Below are 23,955 nucleotides of genomic sequence, written 5' to 3' on the forward strand. Positions count from 1 at the left end.
TGAGCTTCTAAGTAATACGATAATGATTGCATTTTTATCTCAGCCACTCAGCTACTCAGTAACTCTCTTAATAACTCATCTCCACAATTTGTCTCACTTTTTCCAACGTGATATTTTGTTTTTCTCCCATCGCTTTCCATCCTCTTTCTTCAAAACGATTTACGATAAAATCAGAAGCTTTTTCATAATCAGAAGTATAAATAGAAAGTTTCGTTTCCATACCCATTTTATGAAGAAACTCAACCGTTTTCTCAATGGCTTGTGTTGCTTTTTCTTCAATTGAGTTTCCTTCTACTTTCCAAACGCGTTCACCGTATTGAGCCAATTTTTCTTTTTTAGAATCAAACATTACTTTGTATAAATTCGGACCAATAATGGCCAACGTTCTCGCGTGATCAATTTCATATAAAGCGGTTAATTCGTGCCCAATCATGTGTGTTGCCCAATCGCTCGGCACTCCTTTTTGAATCAATCCGTTTAAGGCCATCGTGGCACACCACATAAAATTGGAAGCCAATTTATAATCTGATGGGTTTTGAACCACATCCGGTCCAATTTCAATCAGCGTTTGCAAAATACTTTCGGCAATTCGGTCTTGCAATAAAGCGTCATGCGGATACGTGAGGTATTGTTCCATCACATGCGTAAAAGCATCGACTACGCCATTTTCCAATTGTCTTTTCGGTAAAGAAGCCACCACAGTTGGGTCACAAATCGAGAATTTTGGGAATAACGCACTTCCGCCCAAGGTTAATTTTTCTTGCGTGGCTTCGATGGTCACTACCGCACCCGAGTTCATTTCGCTTCCGGTTGCCGGTAAGGTTAAAACTGTTCCAAACGGAATGACTTTGGAAATATCTTTAAACAAAACGCGTTTTTTCAAAATCTCAATCGGATCTCCTTCAAAATTAACGGCTCCTGAAATAAATTTCACACCATCAATCACACTTCCGCCACCAACGGCTAAAATAAAATCGATTTTTTCATTGCGAATGATTTCTACCGCTTTCATCAAGGTTTCATAACGCGGATTGGGTTCGATGCCCCCAAATTCAACAATTTCAAACTCGGAAAGTGCTGATTTTACTTGATCATAAATGCCATTTTTAAAAATACTTCCACCGCCATACGCCAATAAAATTTTGCTGTTGGCAGGAACTAATTCGGATAATTTGGCTATTTGACCTTTTCCAAAAATGTAATTGGTTGGGTTGTATAATTCGAAGTTTGTCATTTGTATTTTGTTTAAGGGTTTAAATGTTTAAGCGTTTAAAAGAGACACTACTTAAACGGTTACAAAGTTACAAAACGATTGAGGAAACAAGTGGTAAAGGAGTGTTAAGAGTAGAGAATTACTTCCTATAAAACAAATTATGATCTAAAAACGCCCACACATTTTCGGGTAAAACGGCTCTCACATTTTTGCCGAGTTTGATGCTTTCGCGAATGAACGTAGAAGACAATTCTATCACCGGAGCACCTACACGATGAATTTTTGGATGATTGATAAATTGTTCATCAATCACCCCGGAATTTAATCTCGGATACACAAAAATGTCATGGTTTTGAAGAATTACTTCGTAGTTTTTCCATTTATGTAGTGAATTCAGGTTGTCTTCACCCATAATCAAAGCAAATTCATAATTCGGATATTTTTCCTGAAGATGTGCCAATGTATTGATGGTATAATTAGGCTGAGGTAATTTGAATTCGATGTCTGACGGTTTTATTTTCGGATAATCTTTGGTCGCCAAATGAACCATTTCCAAGCGATGATAATCATCCAACAAAGTGTTTTTTTGTTTATGCGGATTGTGAGGCGTAACCACCATCCAAATTTGATCTAAATTGGAATATTCAGCCATGTGATTGGCAATGATTAAATGCCCTACATGAATAGGATTGAAGGTGCCGAAATAGAGACCGATTTTCATAGATTAGTCCTTAGTGAATAGTCCTTAGTTTTTGATAGTTTTTGAAAAGGAATAGATCATTTTTGATTCTTCCTGAATCATTAGCATTAGCTCATCATATAAAGATTCATCTTTAACAAATTCTAATTCTTTGGAAATAATGAGTTGCGTTTCTATTTCGTTTAATGAGCCTTTAGCAATATCAAGAAAATAACTAAAAGATTTATCCGTATTTCTACCAAAACCTTCTGCAATGTTAGATGGAATTGAAACAGATGCTCTTTTTAATTGGCTTGTTAAAGCAAAACGTTCATCTTCAGGAAAATTTTTAACCAGTTTATATACTAAAATGACAATTCTTATGCCTTTTTGCCAAATAAGTAAATCTTTATATGAATTTACAGCTGCCATAAATATGTTTTTTATGTTTCATCCTCTAAGGACTAAGGACTAACTAAGAAACTCCCTCACCAATTCATATGCTTCTGCTTTCGCCACATCCAAATCATAATTTTTAATCACTTTGTCAAATTGGGGTGCGGTAGCTAATTCAACCGATGCTTTGGCAATTCGCATGTTGATTTTATCATCCGATTCTGTAGAGCGTTTTTTTAAACGAATTTTTAACTCATCAATACTCGGCGGTTTCACAAAAACGGCTAATGTTTCGGTTTTAAACTTCGATTTTATTCGTAATCCGCCGGCCACATCAATGTCGAAAATGACATTTTTTCCTTTGGCCCAAATGCGTTCGACTTCACTTTTTAAGGTGCCGTAAAAATTATCGCGATAAACCTCTTCCCATTCAACAAATTCTTCCGCTTTAATGTGGTTTTTAAATTCTTTTAGCGATATAAAATAATAATCTTTTCCGTGCACTTCTTCACCTCGTGGCTCTCGAGTGGTACAAGAAACCGAAAATTCCAAATTCAAGTCGGATTGAGCCAACAAATGTCGAACAATGGTAGTTTTTCCTGAGCCGGATGGTGCGGAGAAGACTAGTAATTTTCCTTTAGTCATTGCGTTGTTATCTTTTCTCTTTGTTCTTTTCTCTTTGTTCTTTTCTCTATTTTCTACTTACAAAACATTCAAAACTTGTTCCTTAATTTTCTCCAATTCATCTTTCATCATCACCACCAATTTTTGCATTTCAGAATGATTGGATTTGGAACCCATTGTATTGATTTCACGACCGATTTCTTGCGTAATGAAGCCCAGTTTTCTTCCATTAGCTTCGGTTCCGGCAATGGTTTCGATAAAATAATTCAGGTGATTTTCTAATCTAACTCGCTCTTCGGTAATGTCATATTTTTCAAGATAAAAAATCAACTCTTGTTCAAAACGGTTTTCGTCTACATTGGCTTCCAATTCTGCTAAAGCAGTCCGAAGTCGATTTTTTACGGTTTCAATTCGTTCGGCATCCATACTCACCGCTTGATTCATAAAATTTCGAATATTTTCGATTCGCATGATGAATTCGTTTTCTAATGATTTTCCTTCATCGATACGAAAAGAAGCAATGTTTTTCATCGCATCATCCACTACTTTTAAGATTTCATTCCATTCGTTTTCATCAATTTCATCACGCTCGGTTTTCAATGCGTCCGGCATACGAACGGCCATTTTCATCAATTCGGTTTCATCTGCATTCGGAATTACAGCTTTCATTTGATTAATATAGCCTTTAACAATCGGAACATTGATTTTGGAAGAAGTTTCTTCACCGGTAATTTCAATATAAATGGAAAAATCAACTTTGCCTCGCTCTAATTTCTGAGAAATAACATTGCGTAATCCCAATTCCATTTCACGATAAACAGAAGGCATTCGAACATTCAAATCCAATCCTTTACTGTTTAACGATTTAACTTCTACGGTTATTTTTTTGGTTGGAAGTTGCAACGAGGCTTTTCCAAAACCGGTCATTGATTGTATCATGCTTGTATAAAAATGTTTTCAAAGATAATTAAAAGTTTACAGTCTCAGTCTCAGTTTTCAGATTTACTGTGACTGTAAACTGCGACTGTAAACTACTTTTTATTCTGCGTTACCAAATAAACTCCCGTGAATATCAAAATAGCCGAACCTATTTTCACCCAACTCAATTCGTCTTTTCCTAAACTGATGGCAAAAATGGTTGCAAATAAAGGTTGTAGATAGATAAAAACGGCAACCGTAGTAGGTTTCAATTCCCGCATGGAAACCAAGTTTAATAAATACGTTAAAAAAGTTGAAAAAATGACGACAAAACCAATTTTCCAGTAAATATCGGTAGGAACTAATGACCAATTTACGGCGTCAAATTCACTCCACCCAAAAGGTAATACCATTAAAAAACCAAAACTATAAATCCATTTTACAAAGGTGAATGCGTTGTATTTATCCATTAATTTTTTAACGATGATAAGGTAAAAACCATAAGAAACGGCATTGATAAACACCAACAAATTTCCTAACATTTCGTTAGGTGCATTAATCATCGATTTTCCGTAAAGTATGAGCGAAACTGTTCCGGCCAAACCCAAAACGATACCGAATACTTTTCTTTTTAGCATCCGTTCTTTCATAATAATGGCTGAAAGAATAAGTACAATCATAGGTGTGGTAACCATCAAAACCGCTCCCATGATGGGCGAAGTGTAACTCAATCCTTTAAAAAACGTGAGCATATTTAATGCTACTCCAAAAAATGCAGCGGCTATTATTCTGGGGAAATCAGAGGTGGCAATTTTTTCTTTTGGTCCAAAAAAGGAAACCATCCAAAACAATAAAACAGAGCCACCCACCCGAAGAACGATGAAACCAAATGGCTCAATAAATTCGGGCATTACGTCTTTGGCTATGGTAAAAGTGACCCCATAAATAATAGAAACCATGGTGGCCGCCATTAATGCCCAATGTCTTTTACTCATTTGCTAAAAAATCAATGGCAGCTTGTACAGTTTTAGGACTATTTCCAACAAAAATGGCATTATCAATCACAATTACCGGACGATTCAGAAAAGTGTAATGTTCTAAAATATATCTTTTAAAGTCTGATTCGGTGAGTTTTTCATCTTTTAACCCCATTTCTTTATACAGCTTGGCTCTTTTACTGAAAAGCACTTCATAGTTTTCTGTAAGTTTATGAATTTCTTCCAATTGCTTAACAGTTATGGGGTTTTCTTTAATATCTTGAAATAAAAAGGTTGATGTATTGGGAAGTGATTTAATGATTCTTTTACAAGTATCACAGGTTTTGAGATAGTATATTTTTCGCATCGCATTATTTTTTTGCAAAAGTAAGTACTTTTTGAGGAATTCTAAATCAACAAATTAAAGTGATGTTAACCCAAACAATTCATGCGAACTACAATAAAATCGATTTATATTTTGAGTAAATCAAAAATAGTAGTAATATTGCACTCTCTAAACCGGTCCTATAGCTCAGTTGGTTAGAGCACCTGACTCATAATCAGGTGGTCCCTGGTTCGAGCCCAGGTGGGACCACAGTGCCTTCCAGCAGGAAGGCTTTCTTTTTTTGAATAGAAAGTTTTTTGAGTTTTTACAAACCAAAGTCAAACATTTTACGTTAATATAATTTTGAAATCAAAGTTGTTAACAAAAAAAATGTACTTTTGCCGAGGATTTGAGAAATTCATAGATTTGATTTAAAAAAAAAGTAACATAGTTTTTGTTTTATAGAGATTTTTACTTTATTTGTCAAAATATTTTGTTAAAGAGAAAATTTATTTACATTTACACCCTATGAGAATTGTTCCAAATAAGTTTTTAACTACCCTAATGGGATGCTTTATAGGAATGGTTTCGATATCGTCTTATGCCTCTGCTACCACGAATATCCAAAACCCACCACCGCCTACACCACCTCCACCGGGCTTGCCGATTGATGGAGGAGTAGTTCTTTTGTTACTAATAGGATTGTTGCTAGCCTTTTACAAATATAACTTCAATCACAACATAAAAAAACGCTGAAATAGTTCAGCGTTTTTTGTCTATTCTTTTTTTCGTATTTCGTTTAATCGCATAACATATTTTCCGATAACATCAAATTCCAGATTAACAATTGTACCTTTAGTTATTTTGTGAAAGTTAGTGTGTTCATAAGTATATGGTATGATTGCAACACTAAACTCGTTTAATTTGGAGTTTACAACAGTTAGACTAACTCCATTGATGGTTATGGAGCCTTTTTCAATCGTAATATTGTTTAAAGAGGCATCATAGCTAAAAGTGAAATACCGGCTTCCATTTGCTTCATTTATGTCAATACACTCACCAATTTGATCAACGTGACCTTGAACAATATGACCATCTAGTCGGTCACCTAGCCTCATTGCACGTTCTAAATTTACGGAATCACCAATTTTTAATCTGTCTAAATTCGTTTTTTTTAAAGTTTCTTCAATGGCCGTAACAGTGTAATCATCGTTTTTTATCTCCACCACTGTTAGGCAAACGCCATTATGTGCAACACTCTGATCTATTTTTAATTCTGAGGTAATTTTAGAAGTGATGGTAAAATGAACATTACTCTGTTCTTTTACAATAGATTTTATTATTCCAAGAGTTTCTATGATACCGGTAAACATTTGTGGTTTTATTTTCTTAAATTTGCTCTTCAAAAATAGCAATAAATTAGGTCTTGTCATGGTAAAAAAAGCAGAAAATATCCTTGTCGGAATTTCAATAGGAGATTTAAACGGAATTGGAAGCGAAGTTGTTCTTAAAACATTTGAAGATTCCAGAATGTTGGAATTTTGTACACCGGTAATTTTTGCCAATGTAAAGATGCTGTCTTATTTGCGAAAAAGTTTTGATTCAACAGCAACATTACACGGAATAGATAAATTGGATCAAATTGTCCCAGGAAAAATAAATGTTTTTAATTTATGGAAAGACAGTTTTAATTTAGAGTACGGAGTTGCAAATGAAATTGTGGGGAGTTATGCAATTAAATCATTTGTAGCTGCCACAAAAGCTCTCAAAGAAGGAATTGTCGATGTTTTAGTTACAGCCCCAATTAACAAGTTTAACATACAGTCGGAAGAATTCAAATTTCCTGGACATACCGATTATTTAAACCAAGAACTTGAGGGTGATTCACTTATGTTGATGGTCAGCAATTCATTGCGAATAGGATTGCTTACCGATCATGTCCCGGTAACGGAAGTTGCTAAACACTTAACGGAAAAATTAATTGTTCAAAAAATAGCAACAGTAAAAAAAGCACTGATACAAGATTTTAAAATTGGAAAACCTAAAATTGCTCTTTTAGGACTAAATCCTCATTGCGGTGATAATGGTGTTATAGGAAACGAAGATGACGAAATTATTCGACCCGCTCTTAAAAAAATATTTGATTCCGGTACTCTTGTTTTTGGACCTTATGCTGCGGATAGTTTTTTTGGAAATAATATGCATGACAAATTTGATGCTGTTGTTGCATGTTATCATGATCAAGGATTAATTCCTTTTAAAACATTATCTTTTGGGAGTGGTGTGAATTATACTGCGGGATTAAACAAAATAAGAACATCACCCGATCATGGTACAGCTTTTGAAATTGCCGGGAAAAATAAAGCCGATTTTAATTCATTTAGAGAAGCGGTTTATTTGGCAATTGATATCTACAAGGCTAGAATTGAATACGAACAAATAACCGAAAAACCACTCAAAATAAAGGAAAAACAGTTTTAAACAAAAAAATGTTTATAACGCACTTGGATTTGCGATAATTTTATATCTTTGCAAACCAAATTTTTGGGACAAATTGCTGTTGAGATGAAAGTATCTAATGAATATTTAATCCCTTTCATAGGATTAAAGCTAGGCAAACATCAATTTGACTATCAAATAGATAAAACGTTCTTTGATCGCTTCGAATACGATGAGTTTGAAAGTTGTAATGTGAAAGTAGATGTTGTTTTAGAAAAAAAAACAACCCTAATGGAATTGCATTTTAAGCATAAAGGAACTGTCAATGTTCCTTGTGACTTAACAGGAGAACCTTTTGATTTACCAATTAAAGGGAAAATCGATGTGGTAGTTCAGTTTGGAGATACTTTTAATGATGATAATGAAGAATTGCTTATACTCCCTCATGGTGAACACCAAGTAGACGTATCACAATACATTTATGAAATGATTGTGCTTTCAATCCCATTAAAAAGAACTCATCCCGGAATAAAAGACGGAACATTGAAATCGGAAGCAATCGAAAAATTAGAACAACTGACAGTCAAAGCGAAAAAAGAAGAGACAAAAGGTGAAGAAACAGACCCTAGATGGGATCAATTAAAAAAACTATTAACGGATAAATAATATAGTAAAATGGCACATCCAAAGAGAAAAACCTCGAAAACCAGAAGAGACAAAAGAAGAACTCATTATAAAGCAACTGCAGCACAAATTGCTACTTGCCCTATAACAGGAGAGGCACACTTATACCATAGAGCATATTGGCACGAAGGTAAAATGTACTACCGTGGTCAAGTTGTAATTGATAAAACAGAAGCTGTTGCTTAGTATTTTCTTATCGTATATAGATAAACTCTCACCTTGTGGGAGTTTTTTGTTATACCTATGTTTTAATAAAATTAGCCTTTCGAAAACAATCAAGTTTAGATTTTTTTTTGTAATTTCCACCTCTTATAACCTTTACGGTGAAAGAAAAATAATCAAACCATATGAGTAAAACAACGGCCGCTATAACCGCAGTAGGTGCTTATGTTCCTGATTTTGTGTTGTCAAACCAAGTGCTTGAAACATTAGTAGATACAAACGATGAGTGGATTACCACCCGAACAGGAATCAAAGAGAGAAGATTATTAAAAGAAGAAGGGAAAGGAACTTCTTTTTTAGCTATTAAAGCAGCCCAAAATTTAATAGATAAAAGCAATATTAATCCGGAAGAAATTGATTTAGTTATTGTAGCTACGGCTACTCCCGATATGCTTGTTGCTTCTACGGCGGTATATGTAGCTACTCAGATCGGAGCTACAAATGCGTTTGCCTATGATTTACAGGCGGCATGTTCAAGTTTTCTTTACGGCATGTCAACCGCAGCGGCCTACATTCAATCCGGAAGATACCAAAAAGTACTTTTGATTGGAGCCGATAAAATGTCATCTATTATAGATTATACCGACCGAGCAACCTGCATTATCTTTGGAGATGGTGCAGGTGCTGTTCTTTTTGAACCAAACAATGAAGGTCTCGGCTTACAGGATGAATATCTAAGAAGCGATGGTATAGGTCGCGAATTCCTAAAAATCGATGCTGGCGGATCCATTCTCCCTCCTTCTGAAGAAACGATAAAAAACAGGCAACATTTTGTTTTTCAAGACGGGAAGACAGTATTTAAGTATGCTGTTTCAGGAATGGCTGACGTGAGTGAGAAAATTATGCAGCGAAATAATCTTACTCATGATGATGTTGATTGGCTAGTGGCTCATCAAGCCAATAAACGGATTATTGATGCAACAGCAAACCGAATGGGAGTTGATGAAAACAAAGTGTTAGTAAACATTGAAAAATACGGCAATACTACTTCTGCAACATTGCCTTTATTATTGAGTGACTTTGAGCACAAGTTTAAAAAAGGGGATAACCTCATTTTTGCTGCTTTTGGAGGAGGTTTTACTTGGGGCTCAATCTATTTAAAATGGGCTTACAACAATAAATAAAAAAACTAAACTAAAATATCATGGACATTAGAGAAATTCAAAACCTAATTAAATTTGTAGCTAAATCTGGTGCTACAGAAGTAAAGCTTGAAATGGATGATTTTAAAATCACAATCAAAACTACTGAGGCAGGAGCTGCTGAAGCCTCTTATTTTCAACATTATCCTACGTCACAACCAATACAACCAATGATACAACCAGTTGCGGCACCTTCTACACCGGCACCGGTAAGTCAACCTAATCCAGTTACCGCAACAGCTGATGATAATGCTAAATATGTTACAATTAAATCACCTATGATTGGTACATTATACAGAAAACCAGCTCCCGATAAAGCACCATTTGTAGAAGTTGGAGCTACAATTTCTAAAGGTGACCCGGTTTGTGTGATTGAAGCAATGAAATTATTCAATGAAATTGAATCTGAAGTTTCAGGAAAAATAGTCAAAATTTTGGTTGACGATATGTCCCCCGTTGAATTTGACCAACCTCTGTTTTTAGTAGATCCATCATAAAAAAGTTAGAAGTTAGAAGTTGGGAGTTAGAATCATTTCTATCTTCTTAATTGTCTAATTGACACATTGTCTAATTATCTAATTGAAAAAAATATGTTTAAAAAAATATTAATAGCCAATCGAGGAGAAATTGCTCTACGTGTAATTAGAACTTGTAGAGAAATGGGTATTAAAACGGTTGCTGTTTATTCTACAGCTGATGCTGAAAGTTTGCATGTGAAATTTGCAGATGAGGCAGTGTGTATTGGCCCGCCACCTAGTAATCTCTCGTATCTAAAAATGTCAAATATTATAGCCGCGGCAGAAATTACTAATGCCGATGCGATTCATCCTGGTTATGGGTTTTTATCGGAGAATGCCAAATTTTCTAAAATTTGTCAAGAACATGGAATCAAATTCATTGGTGCGTCTCCTGAAATGATTGATAAAATGGGTGATAAAGCAACCGCTAAAGCTACGATGAAAGCAGCCGGAGTGCCATGTGTTCCTGGTTCTGATGGTATTTTAGAGTCGTTTGAACAAGCCAAAAAAGTGGCTAAAGAAATTGGTTATCCGGTGATGATGAAAGCTACTGCTGGTGGTGGTGGAAAAGGAATGAGAGCCATATGGAAAGAGAACGAATTGGAAAAAGCGTGGGAAAGTGCCCGTCAGGAAGCTGCAGCTGCTTTTGGAAACGATGGTATGTATATGGAGAAGTTGATTGAAGAGCCTCGTCATATTGAAATTCAAGTAGTGGGTGATGCTTACGGAAAAGCATGTCATTTGTCTGAAAGAGATTGTTCTGTTCAACGCCGTCACCAAAAGTTAACGGAAGAAACGCCATCTCCGTTTATGACAGATGAGTTGAGAGAAAAGATGGGTGAAGCCGCTGTAAAGGCTGCTGAATTTATCAAATACGAAGGAGCAGGGACTGTAGAGTTTTTGGTAGACAAGCATCGAAATTTTTATTTCATGGAAATGAATACTCGTATTCAGGTTGAGCATCCTATTACTGAACAAGTAATTGACTATGATCTCATTCGTGAACAGATTTTAGTTGCAGCAGGTGTGCCAATTTCAGGTAAAAATTATTTACCACAATTACATTCCATTGAATGCAGAATAAATGCGGAAGATCCGTATAATGATTTCAGACCTTCACCAGGTAAAATCACTGGTCTTCATGCTCCTGGCGGACATGGAGTACGTCTAGACACGCATGTGTATGCAGGATATACCATTCCGCCTAATTACGATTCGATGATTGCGAAGTTAATTACTACTGCACAAACAAGAGAAGAAGCTATCAACAAAATGAAACGTGCGTTAGACGAGTTTTATATAGAAGGAATTAAGACCACTATCCCGTTCCATAGACAATTGATGGAGGAACCGGATTATGTTGCCGGAAATTATACTACAAAATTCATGGAAAGTTTTAAAATGAATGATCCTGAATAATTTAAAATAGTTCAATAGAAATGCCCCAAATAAAATAAATTATTTGGGGCATTTTTTTGAAGATGGTTTAAACTTAATTATTTATGAGCCACACATCTCACAATCGTCAGGACCTGCATTTTTCGCCATTTCAATCATAGCCCGATATTCTTCCGGAGTCATTTCAACAGGTTCGTTTAATACTGAGATTGACTCTAATTTTTGGATGACTGGTTGTGGTTTTGCTTCTATTGGTTCTGCTTTCTTGTCGTTATTCAAAGTGAATTTAATAGCATCAACGGCAGCTTTTGTACGTAAATAGTACATTCCTGTTTTTAGTCCGGATTGCCACGCATAAAAATGCATTGAAGTTAATTTAGCATACGTTGCCCCCTCCATAAACAAGTTTAACGATTGGGATTGATCAATAAAGTAACCTCGTTGACGTGACATATCGATAATGTCTTTCATACTCATTTCCCAAACAGTTTTATATAATTCTTTAATGTTATCAGGAATAACATCGATATTTTGTATCGAACCATTATGACGCATGATTTCTTGTTTTAAAGAATCGTCCCATAAACCAAGATTAACTAAATCTTCTAAAAGATGTTTATTAACTACAATAAATTCACCTGAAAGTACTCTTCTTGTATAAATGTTGGATGTGTACGGTTCAAAAGCCTCATTGTTGCCCAGAATTTGTGACGTAGAAGCAGTTGGCATAGGGGCTACTAACAATGAGTTTCTCACACCGTGTTCTACTACTTCTTTACGCAAACTCTCCCAATCCCAACGCCCGGATAAATCGCTGTCTTTTAATCCCCAAAGGTTGTACTGGAATTCTCCTTGCGAAATTGGTGATCCTTTAAATGTAGAATAAGGACCTTCTTCTTTTGCCATTTCCATAGAAGCGGTTACAGCAGCAAAATACAATGTTTCAAAGATTTCTTGATTCAATTGTTTGGCTTCATCGCTAGTGAAAGGCAAACGCAATAAAATAAAAGCATCAGCCAATCCTTGTACACCCAATCCAATTGGTCGGTGACGCATATTGGAGTTTTCTGCTTCCGGAACGGGGTAATAGTTTCTATCAATAACGCGATTTAAATTTCGGGTTACTCGCTTGGTTACTTCAAATAAACGGTGGTGATCAAACTGACCGTTTTCAACAAACATAGGTAGTGATATAGAAGCTAAATTACAAACAGCAACTTCATCCGGTGCAGTATATTCCAATATTTCTGTACACAAGTTAGATGATCGAATGGTTCCTAAATTCTTTTGGTTCGATTTTCGGTTCGCAGCATCTTTATACAACATGTAAGGTGTTCCGGTTTCAATTTGCGACTCTAAGATTTTCTCCCAAAGTTCACGAGCACGAACAGTTTTTCTTCCTTTTCCTGCTTTTTCATACGAAGTATATAATGCTTCAAATTCATCTCCATATACATCGCAAAGACCCGGACATTCGTTTGGACACATTAACGTCCAAGTAGAATCTTCCTGCACACGTTTCATGAATAAATCGGATGTCCACATGGCAAAGAATAAATCTCTGGCACGCATTTCTTCTTTACCATGATTCTTTTTCAAATCCAAAAATTCAAAAATATCAGCATGCCATGTTTCTAAATAAATGGCAAAACTTCCTTTTCTTTTTCCACCGCCTTGGTCTACATAACGAGCGGTATCGTTAAAAACACGTAACATCGGTACGATTCCATTTGATGTTCCGTTTGTCCCACGAATATAAGATCCGGTTGCACGAACATTGTGGATAGAAAGTCCGATTCCACCCGCTGATTGTGAAATCTTAGCAGTTTGTTTAAGGGTATCATAAATTCCGTCGATACTGTCATCTTTCATAGTTAATAAAAAACAAGATGACATTTGCGGTTTTGGTGTTCCGGCATTAAATAGGGTAGGAGTAGCGTGTGTGAAGAATTTTTTCGACATTAATTCGTAGGTTTCTTTCACTGCTTCAATATCATTCAAGTGAATTCCAACTGAAACACGCATCAACATATGTTGTGGTCGTTCTACAATTTTTCCGTTTATTTTTAGTAAATACGAACGTTCTAATGTTTTGAAACCAAAATAATCATAATTAAAATCCCTATTATAAATAATCATGGAATCCAATGTTTCAGCATTGGCCATAATGGCGTTATATACTTCTTCAGAAATTAATGGTGACTTTTGCCCTGTACGTGGATTCACATAGTGGTACATGTCTGACATTGTTTCTGAAAACGATTTTTTGGTGTTTTTGTGTAAGTTAGAAACAGCAATGCGAGCCGCTAACTGAGCATAATCCGGATGAGCAATTGTCATCGATGCTGCGGTTTCAGCTGCTAAATTATCTAATTCTGATGTAGTTACACCGTCATACAATCCTTCAATCACTCGCATGGCGACCTTTACAGAGTCTACCAAATCATTTAAACCATAACATAGTTTTTTAATTCTATCCGTGATTTTGTCAAACATTACCGGTTCTTTGTGACCGTCTCTTTTTACTACATACATACTGTTACATGTTTTTTAAAACAGAAAATCCCTTTTCTGTTTTGGGTTATTTGTTAGTTGAGTTTGGGAAGCTAATCCCGGTTTTGAACACTGAACCCTTCGAGGGTTTGAAACCCTTGAAGGGTTATAGTTATTAAAAATCTGCGTCGAAACTGATTTTCTGAGCATCTGAGTCATTGTTCATTACTCCGGCTTTTTGGTATTCTGCTACACGTTTTTCAAAGAAATTGGTTTTTCCTTGTAGTGAAATCATATCCATAAAATCAAATGGATTAGCTGAATTATAGACTCTTTCACATCCTAATTCTACCAATAATCGATCGGCTACAAATTCTAAATATTGTGTCATTAACGTGGCATTCATCCCGATTAAACTTACGGGAAGTGATTCGGTAATAAATTCTCTTTCAATGGTTAACGCATCGGTAATGATTTCTTTGATTCTTTCTTTTGATACTTTGTTTACCAAATGATGATTGTGTAAGTGCACGGCAAAATCACAATGAACACCTTCGTCACGTGAAATTAATTCGTTTGAAAAGGTTAATCCCGGCATTAAACCACGTTTTTTCAACCAAAAAATGGAACAAAAAGCACCGGAAAAAAAGATTCCTTCCACAGCTGCAAATGCAATTAATCGCTCAGCGAAAGAATCAGAGCCTATCCATCGTAATGCCCAATTGGCTTTCTTTTGAATAGCTGGGAATACCTCAATTGCGTGGAATAATTGATCTTTTTCTTTTTCATCTTTTACATACGTGTCAATCAATAAAGAGTAGGTTTCACTGTGGATGTTTTCCATCATGATTTGAAAACCGTAGAAAAATTTTGCTTCCGGATATTGTACTTCATTTACAAAGTTTTCTGCTAAATTTTCATTTACAATTCCATCTGAAGCTGCAAAAAAAGCCAAAATGTGTTTGATGAAATATTTTTCATCTTCATTCAATTTTGTATTCCAATCGGATAAATCTTGGTGTAAATCAATTTCTTCTGCGGTCCAAAAACTCGCTTCCATCTTTTTATACCATTCCCAAATATCGTGATGTTTTATTGGAAAAATAACAAATCTGTCTTTATTTTCTTGCAAAATTGGTTCTACTGCTGCCATCTTTTTCTGTTTTAAGTATTATTTATGAATATTATTTGGTGATAGAGAGTTACAAAGATTGCAATTCAAATTGGTAAATAAAAGTCAAACTTATTCACAATCGAGGATAGTTTTTAACAACGAATAGTTTTTTTCTTACTTTTTAAAAAGAAAACTAAATAACTGTTAATCAATGATTTGAAAACCACTTTATTAGTGATTACAAAGGAATTCTTTCTGTTGTAAAGTCATTTCAGAAAAGGAAAAAGGACTAATGAATTATCCTTTTTTTTGATATTCTTCCCCCACTTTTTCAAGTTCGCGATACCACTCTTCGCCAAATTTTCGAACTAAAGCATCTTTGACGAATTTATAGACCGGAACTTCTAATTCTTTACCTAAAGAACAAGCCGGACTACAAATATCCCAACGGTGATAATTCACAGCCGCAAAATCGGAAAAGTCTTTTACTCTAATGGGATACAAATGGCATGAAACCGGTTTTTTCCAAGACACGATTCCTTGATTATAGGCTTGCTCGATGCCACATAAAGCGGTTTTTCCGTCAAAAATCACGTAGGCACAATCTTTTCCGCCTATTAATGGTGTTTCCAATTCGCCGTCTTCGCCTTTAATCCAAGTTCCTTGACTTTCAACAGCTTCAACTCCTTCTTTTCGAAGAAAGGGTTTTACTTTAGGATATATCTCTTCTAAAATTTTAGTTTCTTCTTCACTTAAAGGTGCACCAGCATCGCCATCAACACAACAAGCTCCATGACAAGCGGTAAGATTGCAAACGAATTCTTTTTCCAGAATTTCTTCTGAAACGATGGTTTTCCCTAGTTGAAACATTTTAAAAAGTGCAAAGTTATAAGGATGCAAAGGTACAAAGGTTTCCTTAAAACTGTTTGCAATTATTAACGGTTTTTTGAGAAAAAGCCAATTTAAAAACTTTATTTTTGCCGAAAATTTGAATGGTATGGGATTAGATTTAAGAGAAATTTTTACTGCAACAATGGTTCTTTTTGCTGTAATTGATATTGTGGGAAGTGTTCCAATTATCATTGATTTACGTCAAAAGGCAGGACATATTCAATCTGAAAAAGCATCCATAGTAGCTGCCGTGATTATGATTGCTTTTTTATTTGTGGGGGAAACAATACTTAAATTAATTGGTATTGACATTAACTCTTTTGCTGTTGCCGGAGCATTTGTTCTCTTCTTTTTAGCGTTGGAAATGATTTTAGGAATTAAATTATACCGTGATGAAGATCACGGTTCTACCTCAATTGTGCCGATTGCTTTTCCGTTGATTGCAGGAGCAGGAACAATGACGACTATACTTTCGATTAGAGCAGAATTTCAAACCATTAACATCATCATCGCTATTGTACTTAATATTATATTGGTGTATGGTGTTTTAAAATCATCTGCCAAAATTGAACGTTTTTTGACCAAAAACGGACTCAGTGTGATTAGAAAAGTGTTTGGTGTAGTGCTACTTGCCATTGCTGTTAAATTATTTGCGGCTAATGTTAAAGGTCTTTTTGAATAGTTTGATAAAACCTACCTTTGTTTCATTATTTTATTAGAAATGAAAATTTTCACTTACATTATTATTGCATTAGCTTTCGGATTAATTATCTTTAATGTAACTCAATTGGATTTTAACAATCTTTTTGAACAGGAAAGTATGATTGCTCTAATCGGAATTGTGGCTGCTTTTTGTGCAATTATTATACTTCTTATATTTAGAATGTCGAAATCAATAGAAGACAAACTAAAAGACCAATAAATTATGTTGGATGTACTTATTATTGGGGGTGGTGTTTCCGGAGTTTCATGTGCTCTTTTATTAGGTTCTGCTCATTCAAAACCATTTGCTTTCGATAAAAAAATCGCGATAATTTCACATCAAAAAGCTTCTTCACTGCAAGATGCGTTGTTTAATAATGCATATGGTATTGAAGCCGGAAAATTGGGCAGTGAGTTATTAACGGAAAGTTTGGCTCACCTATCATCTGTTTATCCTCATATTCAACAAATTCCAAACGAAAAAGTATTAAAAATTGAAGGTGAAAACGGAAATTTTTTGGTTATCACCAATAAAAATGTTTATCATACAAAAGTAATTGTGATAGGTGTTGGAGCAGGAAATCCTTTTTCAATTGAAGGCTTGGAAGAATATGTAATACCACACCAAAAAACCAATCCTGAAAAAAACCGGATTCAGTTGAGAAATCATGATCATTTGGTTAAAGACGGCATCTATGTTTGCGGTGTTTTAGCCGGATGGCGAAGTCAATTATCTATTGCTGCCGGAAGTGGTGCAGCTGTGGCTACCGATATTTTAACGCTATGGAACAGCGGCGTGGATGTTCAGGTACACGATAGTGCTCGGGTAAAGTAGTTGTCTGTTATCTGTTGTCAGTTGTCGGAAAATCAGAAATTAAACTTTGAACAAAAGTTTACTTCTTCAACACTTCCTGAATCATCAAATCGGTTTTCAATCGAATGGAAAAATATTTTTCTTCATCAAACAATTGACGGGCAAATTCTGCCATCAAATAGTTTTTGACTATTGGTTTGTGACTTTCTAAATTTAATGAAACGCCGTTAGAGTTAAGATAATTTTCAAATTTTTCTACATAGACATTAGTTGCCTCAAACTTCTTTTTAAAAGATTCAAAAGGCAATCCTTCAAATTCTTTTCGGTTTTGGTCTAATTGTTCAAACACAAAATAGCTTACAATTCCGGATTGCATTAACATTTCGGTGGCTTCGTCGCCGTGTTTACCATTTAAAGGGACAAAAATATCCGGAATAATTCCACCACCACCATACACAGTTCTCCCTTTTAACGTCTTGAATTTTAAACTATCGGCTACTTTAATACTGTCTTTTTCGTATAATTCTCCGCTGTAAAAACGTTTTTCAAATTCATTAAAGTAACTTTCATTTCCTTCAACATACGGTTTTTGAATAGAACGTCCGGAAGGGGTGTAATACCTAGCCACGGTCAAACGAACAGCCGAGCCATCGCCCAAAGGCATTTCTCTTTGCACCAAACCTTTTCCAAAAGAGCGACGTCCTATAATCAAACCTCTATCGTTATCTTGAATGGCTCCGGCTAAAATTTCGGAAGCTGATGCAGAATTTTCATTAATTAAAACAATTATTTTTCCGTTTTCAAAAAGTCCTCCCCTAGTTGCTTTTGTTTTGTCTATGCGTCCTTTTTTGTTTTTAGTGGAAACAATGGGGGCGTCTTCAACAAGAAATTCATCAGCAATTTTTACAGCTTGATCTAAATAACCGCCGCCATTATCTCGCACATCAATTACGATGGTATTAGCATCATTTTTTTTAAGGCTTATAAGTCCTTCTTTAAATTCTTTATAGGTTGATTCGGCAAAACGATTAATTTTGATATAGCCAATTGATGGATCAATCAGCAAAGCAACATCAACACTTTTTATCGGAATGACATCGCGTTTTAATTTGACTTTAAGTTGCTTGTTCTCACTTTTTCTGAATAATGTTAAGGTAACTTCAGAACCTACTTCACCTTTTAATTTCGAGAAAAGAGAGTCATTGGGTAGTTTTCTTCCGAATAATTTATATTTATTGGCATACAAAATTCTGTCTCCTGATTTGATTCCGGCTTTTTCAGAAGGCCCTCCTTGCAGAGGTTTGATGACAGCAACAGAATCTTTATACATATAAAAATTGACACCGATACCCACAAAATCACCCCGCATGGACTCAGAAACCTCTGCAAAGTCATCTTTAGAAATGTAAACCGAATGTGGATCAAGTTTTTCCAAAATTCCATTGACTGTTAAATCAACAATACTATCCGTATCAACCTGATCAACGTAATCTCTTTCGATAAAATCTATTAAACGATTCAGTTTGTTTTTATGGACATTAGGTAAGAATGAAGTGTTCAAAGAATAGGAGCTTAGTTTTCCGCCTACAATTACACCTAATGCAATGGCAGAAAAGAGTACTATTGGCCAATATACTTTTTTAATTTTCACTAAATAAACTATTTAGAAATTTATTCTAATTCTTCAATTAATTCAATTTCAACACCAGCTTTTTCTAAAAACTGAAGTCCACTATTGTCTTTATATCCTTCGTGATAAACCACTCTTTTTATGCCGGATTGATGAATTAATTTGCTACATTCTTTGCATGGTGACAAAGTTATGTATAGTGTTGCTCCTTCACACGATTGTGTTGAACCAGCTACTTTTAAAATGGCATTTGCCTCAGCGTGCAACACATACCATTTTGTAAGGTTGTTTTCATCTTCACAGCAATTCTCAAAACCGGAAGGAGTTCCATTATAACCATCCGAAATAATCATGCGGTCTTTTACAATGATTGCTCCAACTTGTTTCCGTTTACAATAGGATAAACGACTCCATTCTTTGGCTATACGAAGGTAGGCTTTGTCGTATTTATGTAGTTTTTTTTTATTCATTTTTTAACATCTTGTGTAGGCTATTATCCTTTCCAAATAGCATTGTCAATAATCATCGGGAGCACTACTCCAATGACAAAAGCAGATACGACCAATGTCCAATCTCGTTTAGAAAAACGGAAAAAGGTTTGAACAATGTACGATAAAAGTAAAACAATTAAAACAACTATAAGTTGAGCTGTTTCAATTCCTAAGGCAAATTCCAAAAGCGGTACAATCTTATCAACTGTATCACCGGGTAAAATAGACTTGAAATAATTTGAAAACCCTAATCCATGAATAATTCCAAAGAAAAGAGTAATAAAAGCAACAAAGGTAATACTCTCTTTTTTTGCCGATTTTCCGGCAGTGAAAAGATGATAAAGAGCAGTGATTAAAATAGTGATTGGAATAAGAAACTCAACCAAACTTGCTTTAATCATAATAACGTCAAATACAGAAAGCAGCAAAGCTAAAGTATGACCTAATGTAAAGAGTGATACCAAAATTAAAACACGCTTCCAATCTTTAAAAGCATAAGGAACTGTTAATGCAATTAGAAAAAGGACATGGTCGTATCCCTCAATATCCAATACATGTTGAAGGCCAATGTTGAAGTATAACCAAAATTCTGACATAGATTAATAGATTTTAAACTTAGGGTGTTCAAACTTACGATTTATTTTGAAACGTTTGAAATTGAATCTTTTAAAATGATGTTAAAGAGTAGTGGTTTTTGAAAAGAATTTTTCTGGTTTACCTAAAAAAACACGAAATAGATTTATATTTGCTAAATAATTAAAAACAAACTTATGTCAATTTCAGATTTATTTGATAGTGGATTTAAAAACAGAAATAAAGGTCATTTTTCAGCGATTGTTCGGGTAGCTTTGAGTGATGGAGACATCACCCCAGAAGAAAAAGAGTTTATCGATAGATTAGCTAAAAATTTGGAAATTTCACCGGATGAATACGACGAAATAATGGATAATCCTTTAAAATATCCAATTAATCCTCCTTATTTATATATCCATCGCTTAGAGCGTTTATATGATTTGGCTCGTATGGTATATGCTGATCATGTTTTAGGACCAAAGCAAAAAGAAATTTTAACCAAATTTGCCTTGGCTTTAGGTTTTACACCGGGAAATGTTAATTACATTGTTGACAAAGCATTATCACTGCTGATTCTAAATGTAGATTTAGATACTTTTATTTTCGAAATGCAAAACATGAATAAATAAAATGACGTCTTGTCATAATAAAAATGCCCAAATAGTGTTTAACTTTTTTGGGCATTTTTTATGGGAAAAGTGGTTAAGAATGATTGTGCAATTAAATTAGAATATTTGTTGTATTTTAGTAGTTGAATTTATAATTGGCTAATTAATAAAGCGTTATTACTTTCTATATTTCGCCATAAACTCTTCCGCTTTTTCAACCATTTTTCGACTTCCACAAAAGAAAGGAACGCGTTGGTGTAATTCGGTTGGTTGTATTTCCATAATACGTTGGTAACCATCTGAAGCTTTACCACCGGATTGTTCGGCTAAAAAAGCCATTGGATTGCATTCGTATAATAAACGAAGTTTACCATTGGGAGCTTTTGAACTCGTTGGGTAAATGTAAATTCCTCCTTTAATCATATTACGATGAAAATCGGAAACTAAACTTCCTATGTATCGTGAGGTATACGGGCGATCATCCTCTTCTAACTGACAATATTTAATATAATCTTTTACTCCTTGAGGAAAATGAACATAATTCCCTTCATTAATCGAATAAATTTTTCCGGTTTCAGCATAGGTCATATTTGGGTGCGATAAATAGAACGTACCAATGGCAGGGTTCAATGTAAATCCGTTTACACCGTGACCTGTTGTGTAAACTAACATAGTTGATGTTCCGTAAATAACATAACCCGCAGCAACTTGATTTACACCGGGTTGTAAAAAATCTTCTGAAGTTACAGGCGTTCCAACAGGAGTTTTTCTACGAAAAACAGAGAAAATAGTTCCAACCGAAACATTTACATCGATGTTTGAAGAGCCGTCTAAAGGATCCATTAATACAACATATTTGTTGTTGTGCGAATTGTCACTTCCGGCAACCGTAATGAATTCATCATTCTCTTCAGAGGCAATACCACACACAATTTCACGATTAATAAGGGTTTGAATGAATACTTCATTGGCATATACATCCAATTTTTGTTGGTCTTCTCCCTGCACATTCTGTTCACCTACTGCACCTACAATATCTACTAATCCGGCTTTATTTACTTTATAATTGACCACTTTGGCAGCTAGCCTGATTGAATTAATAATACGAGACAATTCCCCTGTCGAATATTGGAATTCTTCTTGTTTTTCAATAATAAACTCACCAAGTGTTTTGTTTCTTTCTTCCATTGCGAAAACGTTGTAGTAGTGTTAGTGGCACAAATATCGAAATTTTTGTGATATAATCAGATTATTATTTTGTTATGTTAAAGAATTGTACTTTTGCATTTGTTTACTAGCTCTATTAAAGGGTGGTAGAAAAACTCCTAAAGAATGAACATTAGAAAAGGGAAAATAAATGATATGCCAGCCGTTCTAGGTTTGATTCAGGAACTTGCTACATTTGAGAAAGAACCTGAGGCGGTTGTGATTACAGTTAACGATTTAGAACGTGACGGTTTTGGAGAAATTCCTCTTTTTCATACGTTTGTGGCAGAGATGAATAATGAAATTATTGGAATGGCCTTGTTTTACTATCGCTATTCTACTTGGAAAGGTAAAACAATACATTTGGAAGATTTAATAGTAAAAGAAGCACATCGTGGAACTGGAGCCGGCTTAGCATTATACACTGAAATCATTAAACAAGGCAAGATAGATAAAGTGCGACGCATTGAATGGAATGTGCTGGATTGGAACGAATCCGCCATTCGGTTTTATGAAAAATCGGGGGCAAAAGTGTTGGATGATTGGCGAGTAGTGCAGATGAATGAAGAAGGAATAAATAGATTTTTGATTAATGATTTTTGATATTGACTAAGACACATTAAACGAATGAAAATATTCAAATTTGGAGGAGCATCGGTAAAAGATGCTGAAGGCGTAAAAAATGTATTGTCGGTTTTACAAAAGGTGGGGCATGAAGACGTCTTGCTCGTGATTTCTGCCATGGGAAAAACTACAAATGCGTTGGAAGTGGTGATTAAACATTATTTTGAAAAATCTCCTGAATTAAAAGCGTCGATTCAAGAGGTGCGAAAATACCACAACCAAATTTTATTAGAACTTTTTGAAGACGATAAACATCCGGTTTTTAAAGCGGTGAATTTTCATTTTGAAGAACTGGATTATTTTTTGAGTCACAATAAGTCCCCAAACTACAACTTTGTGTATGACCAAGTGGTGAGTTACGGAGAAATTATTTCAACCACCATTGTAAGTCATTATTTTAATTATAGCGGACTAAAAAACAATTGGTTAGATGTTCGCCAGTTCATCAAAACGGATGCTACGTATCGTGATGCAATCGTAGATTGGGAGCAAACGCAAACCTTGATTTCCAAAAATGTAAAGAAAAAAGCCTTGAATATTACGCAAGGTTTTTTAGGTTCAGATGAAAATAATTTCACCACCACTTTAGGAAGAGAAGGTTCAGATTATACAGCGGCTATTGTTGCCTATTGTTTAAATGCGGAAAGCGTAACGATTTGGAAAGATGTCCCCGGTGTTTTAAATGCTGACCCCAGATACTTTGAAAATGCAATTTTATTGAATCAAATTTCATATCGAGAAGCCATTGAATTAGCCTTTTATGGAGCTTCAGTTATTCATCCCAAAACACTACAGCCTCTTCAGAGAAAAGAAATTCCATTGTTGGTGAAATCTTTTATAAACCCACTTTTACCCGGAACAAGAGTGTATAAAGGAGCCGACCTAGAACCTCAAGTATCCTGTTTTATTGTGAAAAAAAATCAACTATTGATTTCACTTTCCTCCATCGATTTTTCATTTATTATGGAAGAAAACATTAGCGAAATTTTTGCATTATTTCATCAATATAAAGTAAAAGTTAGTCTAATTCAGAATACTGCCATTAGTTTTTCAGTGTGTATTGAAGATAAATTTGGCAACTTTCCGGAACTAAAAACTATTCTTTCCAAAAAATTCAAAGTAGCCTATAACGAAAATGTATCACTTTACACTATCCGCCATTTTACGGAAAAAGCAGCTCAGATGGTAGAAGAAAATAAAACCGTTTTGGTAAAACAGATTAGTAGAGAAACGTTGCAAGTAGTGACGAAGGAGTAATTCTAGTCTTTCTCAAG

General features: G+C 34.9%; 28 protein-coding genes and 1 tRNA gene. 14 read left to right on the plus strand and 15 right to left on the minus strand.

The window, feature by feature from the left end; all coding sequences use genetic code 11:
* Nucleotides 1–67 precede the first annotated feature (67 nt).
* From R2782_RS09070 to R2782_RS09100, 7 genes are all read right to left on the minus strand, one after another.
* Nucleotides 68–1,234, minus strand: a complete 1,167-nt coding sequence (locus R2782_RS09070; protein ID WP_371267916.1) for an iron-containing alcohol dehydrogenase — start codon at nt 1,232–1,234, stop codon at nt 68–70.
* A gap of 118 nt (nt 1,235–1,352) precedes the next feature.
* On the minus strand, nt 1,353–1,934 hold the full coding sequence (gene nadD, locus R2782_RS09075) for a nicotinate (nicotinamide) nucleotide adenylyltransferase (RefSeq protein ID WP_371267917.1): 582 nt from the start codon (nt 1,932–1,934) through the stop codon (nt 1,353–1,355).
* A 24-nt stretch (nt 1,935–1,958) separates the two neighbouring features.
* On the minus strand, nt 1,959–2,324 hold the full coding sequence (locus R2782_RS09080) for a four helix bundle protein (RefSeq protein WP_371267918.1): 366 nt from the start codon (nt 2,322–2,324) through the stop codon (nt 1,959–1,961).
* Nucleotides 2,325–2,363: 39 nt separating this feature from the next.
* The gene (gene gmk, locus R2782_RS09085) at nt 2,364–2,933 is read right to left on the minus strand and encodes a guanylate kinase (RefSeq protein ID WP_371267919.1); all 570 of its coding nucleotides are present in this window, start codon (nt 2,931–2,933) and stop codon (nt 2,364–2,366) included.
* A 57-nt stretch (nt 2,934–2,990) separates the two neighbouring features.
* Entirely contained in the window at nt 2,991–3,851 is an 861-nt protein-coding gene (locus R2782_RS09090) for a YicC/YloC family endoribonuclease (RefSeq protein ID WP_371267920.1), read from the minus strand.
* Between the two features lie 92 nt (nt 3,852–3,943).
* The gene (locus tag R2782_RS09095; protein ID WP_371267921.1) at nt 3,944–4,825 is read right to left on the minus strand and encodes a DMT family transporter; all 882 of its coding nucleotides are present in this window, start codon (nt 4,823–4,825) and stop codon (nt 3,944–3,946) included.
* Entirely contained in the window at nt 4,818–5,174 is a 357-nt protein-coding gene (locus R2782_RS09100; RefSeq protein WP_371267922.1) for an arsenate reductase family protein, read from the minus strand. The genes R2782_RS09095 and R2782_RS09100 overlap by 8 nt, the downstream gene beginning before the upstream one ends.
* Before the next feature lie 154 nt (nt 5,175–5,328).
* On the opposite strand from R2782_RS09100, the gene R2782_RS09105 reads away from it, so the two are divergent.
* A tRNA-Ile gene (locus R2782_RS09105) sits at nt 5,329–5,402 on the plus strand.
* A 258-nt stretch (nt 5,403–5,660) separates the two neighbouring features.
* Nucleotides 5,661–5,888 (plus strand): hypothetical protein, encoded by a 228-nt coding sequence (locus R2782_RS09110; protein ID WP_371267923.1) that lies wholly within the window; start codon nt 5,661–5,663, stop codon nt 5,886–5,888.
* 20 nt (nt 5,889–5,908) lie between these two features.
* Here the strand turns inward: R2782_RS09110 and R2782_RS09115 are convergent, their stop codons facing one another.
* Nucleotides 5,909–6,505 (minus strand): riboflavin synthase, encoded by a 597-nt coding sequence (locus tag R2782_RS09115; RefSeq protein ID WP_371267995.1) that lies wholly within the window; start codon nt 6,503–6,505, stop codon nt 5,909–5,911.
* Between the two features lie 58 nt (nt 6,506–6,563).
* On the opposite strand from R2782_RS09115, the gene pdxA reads away from it, so the two are divergent.
* From pdxA to accC, 6 genes are all read left to right on the plus strand, one after another.
* Complete coding sequence (gene pdxA / locus R2782_RS09120) at nt 6,564–7,613, plus strand: 4-hydroxythreonine-4-phosphate dehydrogenase PdxA (RefSeq protein WP_371267924.1); 1,050 nt, start codon at nt 6,564–6,566, stop codon at nt 7,611–7,613.
* Between the two features lie 84 nt (nt 7,614–7,697).
* Complete coding sequence (locus R2782_RS09125; protein ID WP_371267925.1) at nt 7,698–8,237, plus strand: DUF177 domain-containing protein; 540 nt, start codon at nt 7,698–7,700, stop codon at nt 8,235–8,237.
* A gap of 9 nt (nt 8,238–8,246) precedes the next feature.
* Nucleotides 8,247–8,441, plus strand: a complete 195-nt coding sequence (gene rpmF / locus R2782_RS09130; RefSeq protein ID WP_026709628.1) for a 50S ribosomal protein L32 — start codon at nt 8,247–8,249, stop codon at nt 8,439–8,441.
* 161 nt (nt 8,442–8,602) lie between these two features.
* Nucleotides 8,603–9,601: a beta-ketoacyl-ACP synthase III gene (locus R2782_RS09135; protein ID WP_371267926.1), complete on the plus strand. Its 999-nt coding sequence runs from the start codon at nt 8,603–8,605 to the stop codon at nt 9,599–9,601.
* 20 nt (nt 9,602–9,621) lie between these two features.
* Nucleotides 9,622–10,116 carry an acetyl-CoA carboxylase biotin carboxyl carrier protein gene (gene accB / locus R2782_RS09140; RefSeq protein ID WP_371267927.1) on the plus strand — a complete coding sequence of 165 codons (495 nt, stop codon included), beginning with the start codon at nt 9,622–9,624 and terminating at the stop codon, nt 10,114–10,116.
* A gap of 93 nt (nt 10,117–10,209) precedes the next feature.
* Nucleotides 10,210–11,556 carry an acetyl-CoA carboxylase biotin carboxylase subunit gene (accC, locus tag R2782_RS09145; protein ID WP_371267928.1) on the plus strand — a complete coding sequence of 449 codons (1,347 nt, stop codon included), beginning with the start codon at nt 10,210–10,212 and terminating at the stop codon, nt 11,554–11,556.
* Nucleotides 11,557–11,637: 81 nt separating this feature from the next.
* On the opposite strand, the gene R2782_RS09150 is transcribed toward accC, so the two are convergent.
* The 3 genes from R2782_RS09150 to R2782_RS09160 all read right to left on the minus strand — a co-directional run bounded on the left by R2782_RS09150 (nt 11,638) and on the right by R2782_RS09160 (nt 16,012).
* Entirely contained in the window at nt 11,638–14,070 is a 2,433-nt protein-coding gene (locus R2782_RS09150; RefSeq protein ID WP_371267929.1) for a ribonucleoside-diphosphate reductase subunit alpha, read from the minus strand.
* Nucleotides 14,071–14,203: 133 nt separating this feature from the next.
* The gene (locus R2782_RS09155; protein WP_371267930.1) at nt 14,204–15,181 is read right to left on the minus strand and encodes a ribonucleotide-diphosphate reductase subunit beta; all 978 of its coding nucleotides are present in this window, start codon (nt 15,179–15,181) and stop codon (nt 14,204–14,206) included.
* A 258-nt stretch (nt 15,182–15,439) separates the two neighbouring features.
* The gene (locus R2782_RS09160; RefSeq protein ID WP_371267931.1) at nt 15,440–16,012 is read right to left on the minus strand and encodes a DUF3109 family protein; all 573 of its coding nucleotides are present in this window, start codon (nt 16,010–16,012) and stop codon (nt 15,440–15,442) included.
* Nucleotides 16,013–16,139: 127 nt separating this feature from the next.
* Here R2782_RS09160 and R2782_RS09165 point away from each other — a divergent pair, with 127 nt between their 5' ends.
* The 3 genes from R2782_RS09165 to R2782_RS09175 are packed head-to-tail and all read left to right on the plus strand — an operon-like array spanning nt 16,140 to nt 17,570.
* Nucleotides 16,140–16,715 carry a MarC family protein gene (locus tag R2782_RS09165; protein ID WP_371267932.1) on the plus strand — a complete coding sequence of 192 codons (576 nt, stop codon included), beginning with the start codon at nt 16,140–16,142 and terminating at the stop codon, nt 16,713–16,715.
* A gap of 39 nt (nt 16,716–16,754) precedes the next feature.
* Nucleotides 16,755–16,955, plus strand: a complete 201-nt coding sequence (locus tag R2782_RS09170) for a hypothetical protein (protein WP_248436639.1) — start codon at nt 16,755–16,757, stop codon at nt 16,953–16,955.
* Between the two features lie 3 nt (nt 16,956–16,958).
* Nucleotides 16,959–17,570, plus strand: a complete 612-nt coding sequence (locus tag R2782_RS09175) for an FAD-dependent oxidoreductase (RefSeq protein WP_371267933.1) — start codon at nt 16,959–16,961, stop codon at nt 17,568–17,570.
* Nucleotides 17,571–17,628: 58 nt separating this feature from the next.
* Here R2782_RS09175 and R2782_RS09180 read toward each other — a convergent pair whose 3' ends face one another.
* The 3 genes from R2782_RS09180 to R2782_RS09190 are packed head-to-tail and all read right to left on the minus strand — an operon-like array spanning nt 17,629 to nt 20,266.
* Nucleotides 17,629–19,200, minus strand: a complete 1,572-nt coding sequence (locus R2782_RS09180; protein WP_371267934.1) for a S41 family peptidase — start codon at nt 19,198–19,200, stop codon at nt 17,629–17,631.
* A 20-nt stretch (nt 19,201–19,220) separates the two neighbouring features.
* Nucleotides 19,221–19,649, minus strand: a complete 429-nt coding sequence (locus tag R2782_RS09185) for a cytidine/deoxycytidylate deaminase family protein (RefSeq protein WP_371267935.1) — start codon at nt 19,647–19,649, stop codon at nt 19,221–19,223.
* A gap of 23 nt (nt 19,650–19,672) precedes the next feature.
* On the minus strand, nt 19,673–20,266 hold the full coding sequence (locus tag R2782_RS09190) for a HupE/UreJ family protein (RefSeq protein ID WP_371267936.1): 594 nt from the start codon (nt 20,264–20,266) through the stop codon (nt 19,673–19,675).
* A gap of 174 nt (nt 20,267–20,440) precedes the next feature.
* On the opposite strand from R2782_RS09190, the gene R2782_RS09195 reads away from it, so the two are divergent.
* On the plus strand, nt 20,441–20,872 hold the full coding sequence (locus tag R2782_RS09195; protein WP_371267937.1) for a TerB family tellurite resistance protein: 432 nt from the start codon (nt 20,441–20,443) through the stop codon (nt 20,870–20,872).
* A gap of 156 nt (nt 20,873–21,028) precedes the next feature.
* Here R2782_RS09195 and fbp read toward each other — a convergent pair whose 3' ends face one another.
* A complete protein-coding gene (fbp, locus tag R2782_RS09200) occupies nt 21,029–22,039 on the minus strand; it encodes a class 1 fructose-bisphosphatase (RefSeq protein ID WP_371267938.1) in 1,011 nt (336 codons plus the stop codon).
* Nucleotides 22,040–22,183: 144 nt separating this feature from the next.
* Between fbp and R2782_RS09205 the strand changes: the two genes are divergently transcribed.
* Both R2782_RS09205 and R2782_RS09210 read left to right on the plus strand, forming a co-directional pair.
* Nucleotides 22,184–22,660, plus strand: a complete 477-nt coding sequence (locus R2782_RS09205; RefSeq protein WP_371267939.1) for an N-acetyltransferase family protein — start codon at nt 22,184–22,186, stop codon at nt 22,658–22,660.
* Nucleotides 22,661–22,684: 24 nt separating this feature from the next.
* Nucleotides 22,685–23,938 carry an aspartate kinase gene (locus R2782_RS09210; RefSeq protein ID WP_371267940.1) on the plus strand — a complete coding sequence of 418 codons (1,254 nt, stop codon included), beginning with the start codon at nt 22,685–22,687 and terminating at the stop codon, nt 23,936–23,938.
* The last annotated feature ends 17 nt before the right edge of the window (nt 23,939–23,955 follow it).

Origin of the sequence: Flavobacterium sp. (genome assembly GCF_041392085.1) — a bacterium.
Taxonomy (GTDB): domain Bacteria; phylum Bacteroidota; class Bacteroidia; order Flavobacteriales; family Flavobacteriaceae; genus Flavobacterium.